Consider the following 5,831-nt stretch of genomic DNA (forward strand, 5'->3'; position numbering starts at 1 on the left):
TTTGCAATTATACTTGGCTAGCCTTCTTTAGATTTACTTTATAAATAGTCTCTAAAGACAAGTTTTAAACTAACTTCTCGACGATGCTTAATAGATCGTCTAGAAGTCAATACCCTTGGGTTAAGCATTTTTTCTCTTCTCTTTGTTTCCTCTGCGTCTCTGCGGTTCGCCTACAACATACGGCTGTTCTAATAGTGTTCCATCATCGTCTTTAAAAATGGGATAATTCGGAGAATAAATTCATCCCACGTAATTCGAAGTAATCGCTTTCTGTCCTGAGAACAATGTCAGGGAAACGGCTACTTGAGAAGGTAAAATTATGATTTAATGCTGGACTGATTGCTAATCTAAAATGCCCCATATATTATTAGTCGATGATGAAGCACCCCTACGCGAAAGCCTAACTTACACGCTACAAAAAGAAGGCTATACAGTGACAACGGCAGCAGATGGGCATAGTGCTATCAAACAGTTTCACAAAGAAGTACCAGATGTAATTTTGCTCGACCTCATGCTACCGGAGGTTGGCGGCATGGAGGTTTGTTGGCGAATTAGGGCATTTTCGGATGTTCCCATTGTCATGCTGACAGCAAAAGATCAAGATATTGATAAAGTTTGGGGCTTGGAAGCAGGAGCGGATGATTATGTAACCAAGCCATTTAATACCCGTGAACTACTGGCGCGGATAAAAGCAGTGTTGCGCCGTCGTTCTGGGGATTAGTTTCAAAGATGATTTGGTTGCCTCGCATCAAACTAAATTCGATTCATGCTCGGCTGTTAGCCACTTACCTGTTACTGATCACCTTGGGAACCTCGGTGATGGCAGGCTATATCCTGTGGTCGTTCCATGCCTACTTCATGCGATCGCGGCAAATGGATTTGGATAATTGGACAGCTGCCTTGAGTGAGAGTGCAGCAGATGCTTTAGAAGAAAAGAATCTGCAACAGGTAGAATTACTGGTGAAACGGTATGGAGCGCCACAAACTGTGGCACTTCGCATTTTTGATCAACATGGTCGTCTTCTGGCAACTTCTGACCCACGGCTAGACAAACAGGTTAAAGACTGGTACAAAGTTACCGGAGTATCGGAAGCTCTACAAAATCGTCCGTCGCAAGGGGTTGCAAAAGGGATTTTATCAACTGAAGATCGCCTATACATCGCTAGACCAATTGTGCGTAATGGTCAATTACTGGGCGTGCTGCGAATGTCCATTACTTTGGATCACCTTCAGCGTCAGTTCGCTAGGGTGATTTGGAGTGTTTTGGGAACGCTGGCGCTGACAATCTTGCTATGTGCCCTAATCAGTACTCGCTTTGCTCGAAGTCTCTCAAAACCAATTGAAACTATGCGGAACTTTGCAATTCGCTTAGGTAGTGGTGATTTTGGTGACAAGCTAATTATCTATGAAAACAATGAGTTAGATCAGTTAGCAACAGAGCTAAACCGGATGAGTGAACGGTTGGCTTCTCTAGATCAAGAGCGCCGAGCTTTTTTAGCAAATGTCTCCCACGAACTTCGCACACCCATCAGCAACGTTCAGGTAACGATAGACGCACTCAGAAGTGGTGCATACGAAGAACCGCAATTGCGCGATCGCTTCTTTCAAACTATTGAGAACGAAATCAAACGCTTATCACGACTGATTCATGACCTGCTTGATCTGGGACGCTTAGAAGCAGGAATTACTCAACTCGAACAGCAAACCTTCTCACTGCACGGTCTGATTAACCGTGCTGTCAGTGCGATGGAGCCTCGAATGCAAGCCATTGGCGTATCTGTGCGCCTCAACGTGGCTGATTTACAACTACAAGGCGATCCAGAACGGTTATTACAGGCTATTTTAAATTTGCTAGACAACGCTATCAAACATTCAGTACCCAATTCTTTGGTCTTTATTTCTGGGTACAGCGAGAATAAACAAGCAGTTATAAAAATTCAAGACCAGGGAACAGGTATTAGTGAGGGTGATTTGCCCCGAATTTTTGAGCAGTTTTATACAACAGACCCTTCCCGTAAAGGCAGTAGTAGCGGTCTAGGGTTAGCGATCGCCAAGCGCATTATAGAAGCTCATCAAGGCAGCATTACAGCTAACAGCGTCGCCAGCCAAGGCGCAACTTTTATAATTTGCCTGCCGCTAAAAGGCAGGGGGCAGGGAGCAGGGGAGCAGGGGAGCAGGGGAGCAGGGCAGTAGGGGAGCAGGGGAGAAAAGAAGTTGTAGTCTAGTTTTTGCCCTCTGCCCCTCCGCCTCTCTGCCCCTCTGCCTCTTGTACCCAATGCCCCATGCCCTTATATCCTTATACTTTGATAATTTCCTCACAAGTTCCTCAAATTGTCTTGCTAAGTTTAGAGGCTGGGCAATGTCGGCAAAATGGGGTTAATCCGGCTGATGAACATTATTAGAGAAATTAATGATGAGTTAGCGATCGCTGGGCAAATTACACTAGATCAGCTGCAACAAATAGCTAATGGGGGTTATAAGTCTGTACTGAACTTGCGTTTGCCTGACGAAACAGGCTTGCTGGCTAATGAACAGGAAAAAACTGAGCTTTTGGGATTATATTATGTTAATTTCCCAACTCAATCTGAATATATTAATCATCAAGGTATGCTTCAAATATATCAAGTCATCAATAAACTACCTAAACCGACTTTGATACATTGCGATAATTCAATTCGTTCAGCTGCAATAGTATTTTTGTATATCGCTCTTAAACAGGGTATAAGCTTTGAAAAAGCACTGCAAAAAATTATTAATATAGGCTTGATATAAGACTAGTATTGCAAGGCGGAAGTCAAATGTAAACAGCTTTTAATCTACTTACATTTAATTTTATTATGCTAAAACTTGCTGGATTTAATTTATCGTAAATTAATTTTGAATTTTGAATTGTTAATTATGACGTGATGTTCCACTAGCGATCGCTCCAATTTTGCTTTAGTACTTAATCGGGAATAGTGTTTTATACCTGATTGAGAAGGAAACTTGTTCAACAATTTTCCCTTGTCCGCCTTCCTCCACTCTCTCATCCCATAGATTTGAAGTTCTCACAGCCTTTCATCCTAGAGCTAGACGCAAACATTTTTATAGTAATTTACAATCAGTTGGGGAATATACCTCAGCAAACCGAAAACTGGAAAGAAATATGAGGTTGTTACCTAAATAAATTTCTGGAATTCGTCATCATGTATGAACTAGTTCAAACTCTCTCCAACGGTGATGAAAAAACTGCTCTACATCAGTTGATTTATGCGTTGAGTGCTTCAGGTAAGCATTACTTTCTAAGAAATGAGATTTTGCAAGCTTTTGCCGACTACTGTCATCAATCCCAAAAGCCAGCCTATTTTTACTACTCTTCTTCTATTGGCAAAATAATACAATACACCCACGAAATAATTCTCGAAGAGGAAAGTACGTGGTTCGTGATTCGACCGAGGATTGCCAATCAAGAAGTTTGGCGACTGACAGCCGATTTTAGCAGCTTCGAGCCGATGACGCCTCAAGCGCTGTTAGATGTGAGAGATCGTCTAGTCAACCGCTACCAACCCCATATCCTCGAAATTGACCTCCACCCCTTCTATGAGAGTTCTCCGAGAATCGACGACGCGAGAAATATTGGTCAAGGTTTAGCTTTTCTCAATCGTTACCTGTGCAATCAATTATTGACTGACCCTGGATATTGGGTAGAAATGTTATTTCAAGCATTACATGGGCTGCAATATAATGGTATTCGCCTGTTGTTGAGCGATCGCATTCCCTCCGGTATTCAGTTAGCTAAACAAATTAAGCAAGCGCTCAAATTGCTGAGTGAGCGATCGCCTGATGAACCTTATGAGAAATTTAGCTTTGACCTCCAAAAACTCGGCTTTGAGCCGGGTTGGGGTAACACTGCGGCGCGAGTCTCGGAAACTTTAGAACTCCTCGACCGACTTATTTATTCCCCAGAACCTGGCATCTTAGAAACATTTGTAGCTCGCGTCCCCGCCGTCTTTCGCGTCGTCCTCATCTCCATTCACGGATGGGTGGGACAGGAGGATGTTTTGGGAAGAGATGAAACACTCGGTCAAGTTATCTACGTCCTCGAACAAGCTCGCAGCTTAGAAAACGAGCTGCGCGAACAAATCAAACTCGCTGGACTCGACCAGCTAGGTATTAAACCCCATGTGATTATTCTCACCCGATTAATCCCTAACTGTGAAGGCACATTTTGTAACCTGCCCTTAGAAAAAGTCCAAGATACCGAAAATGCTTGGATATTGCGCATTCCTTTTGGTGAATTCAATCCAGAAATTACGAATAATTGGATTTCTAAATTTGAGATTTGGCCTTATTTAGAACAATTTGCTCTAGATGCAGAAAGAGAATTACTAACTCAATTTCAAGGCAAACCTAGTCTGATCATTGGCAATTACAGCGACGGTAACTTAGTGGCCTTTATACTATCTCGCCGCATGAAAGTTACCCAGTGTAACATTGCCCATTCTTTGGAAAAACCGAAATATCTATTTAGCAATTTATATTGGCAAGATTTAGAAGATAAATATCATTTCTCAGCACAATTCACCGCTGATTTGATTAGCATGAATGCAGCCGACTTCATTATTACATCGTCCTATCAAGAAATTGTCGGCACACCCGATACTATAGGTCAATACGAGTCGTACAAGTGCTTTACGATGCCACAGTTATATCATGTGGTTGATGGAATTGATTTGTTTAGTCCTAAATTTAACTTAGTGCCGCCGGGAGTAAACGAAAATATTTTCTTTCCCTACAGCCAACAAGAAAACCGAGATTCTAACCTTTGCAGACAAGTTCACGACTTACTATTTAGCCGCGAAGACCCACAAATCCTTGGTCATTTAGACCACCCCCATAAGCGACCAATCTTTGCCCTCGATACCATAACTTCAATTAAAAATTTCACTGGTTTAGCTGAATGTTTTGGTAGAAGTCAGGCGTTGCAAGACCGTTGCAACCTGATTCTCTTAACTACTAAACTGCATCTACATGAAGCTACAAACTCAGAAGAAGCAGAAGAAATTCAAAAACTCCATGAGATCATCGAGCAATATCATCTCGATGGCAAGATTCGGTGGGTGGGAATGCGTATCTCTAGTAGCGACATCGGCGAAGCCTACCGAGTAGTTGCAGATTCTCAGGGTATTTATGTCCATTTTGCCCGTTTTGAATCCTTTGGTCGCAGTATTTTGGAAGCTATGATTTCTGGTTTGCCAACTTTTGCTACTCAATTTGGCGGTTCTTTAGAAATTATCCAGAACCAAGAAAACCGATTTAACGTTAATCCTACAGACTTAGAAGGAACAGCAACGAAAATTTTAGACTTTCTTGATAAATGTGATACTCATACTCAATACTGGCAAGAAGTTTCAGAATGGATGAGCCAGCGAATTCATCACAAATATAATTGGCACTTACATAGCAATCAATTACTACTGCTTGCTAAAATGTTTAGTTTTTGGAACTTTGTTGCTCCCGAAAATAACGAAGCCAGAGATCGCTATATGGAAACCTTATTTCATCTCATTTATAAACCCAGAATCGAAAAGATTTTGGAAAAGCATAAGGGGGGATGAGGGGGTGGGGAGTGGGGAGTGGGGGAGCGGGGAAGCAGAGGAGCAGCACTTCGGCTACGCTCAGTGAGCGAGGAGCAGAGGAGCAAGGGAGAGTTAGAAATGGATTCATCCACCTCGGAGCTCCGTTCATCCACCTCTGAACTGGATTCATCCACCTCAGAACTCCGTTCATCCACCTTTGAACTGGATTCATCCACCTCAGAACTCCGTTCATCCACCTCTGAACTGGATTCA

At 42.5% G+C, this 5,831-nt stretch carries 5 protein-coding genes; all 5 read left to right on the forward strand.

What is annotated here, in order from left to right; all coding sequences use genetic code 11:
* The first annotated feature begins 352 nt into the window (after positions 1-352).
* Entirely contained in the window at positions 353-721 is a 369-nt protein-coding gene (locus RMY27_RS31405; protein ID WP_322668739.1) for a response regulator transcription factor, read from the forward strand.
* 8 nt (positions 722-729) lie between these two features.
* A complete protein-coding gene (locus RMY27_RS31410) occupies positions 730-2,193 on the forward strand; it encodes an ATP-binding protein (protein ID WP_322668740.1) in 1,464 nt (487 codons plus the stop codon).
* Between the two features lie 195 nt (positions 2,194-2,388).
* Entirely contained in the window at positions 2,389-2,772 is a 384-nt protein-coding gene (locus tag RMY27_RS31415) for a beta-lactamase hydrolase domain-containing protein (protein ID WP_322668741.1), read from the forward strand.
* Positions 2,773-3,185: 413 nt separating this feature from the next.
* Positions 3,186-5,597, forward strand: coding sequence for a sucrose synthase (locus RMY27_RS31420; RefSeq protein WP_322668742.1), 2,412 nt, complete (start codon positions 3,186-3,188; stop codon positions 5,595-5,597).
* An 18-nt stretch (positions 5,598-5,615) separates the two neighbouring features.
* Positions 5,616-5,831: hypothetical protein (locus RMY27_RS31425; RefSeq protein WP_322668743.1), on the forward strand; the 216-nt coding region annotated here is incomplete at its 3' end.

Source organism: Nostoc sp. DedQUE09 (assembly GCF_034530915.1).
In the GTDB taxonomy this organism is placed as follows: Bacteria; Cyanobacteriota; Cyanobacteriia; order Cyanobacteriales; family Nostocaceae; genus Nostoc.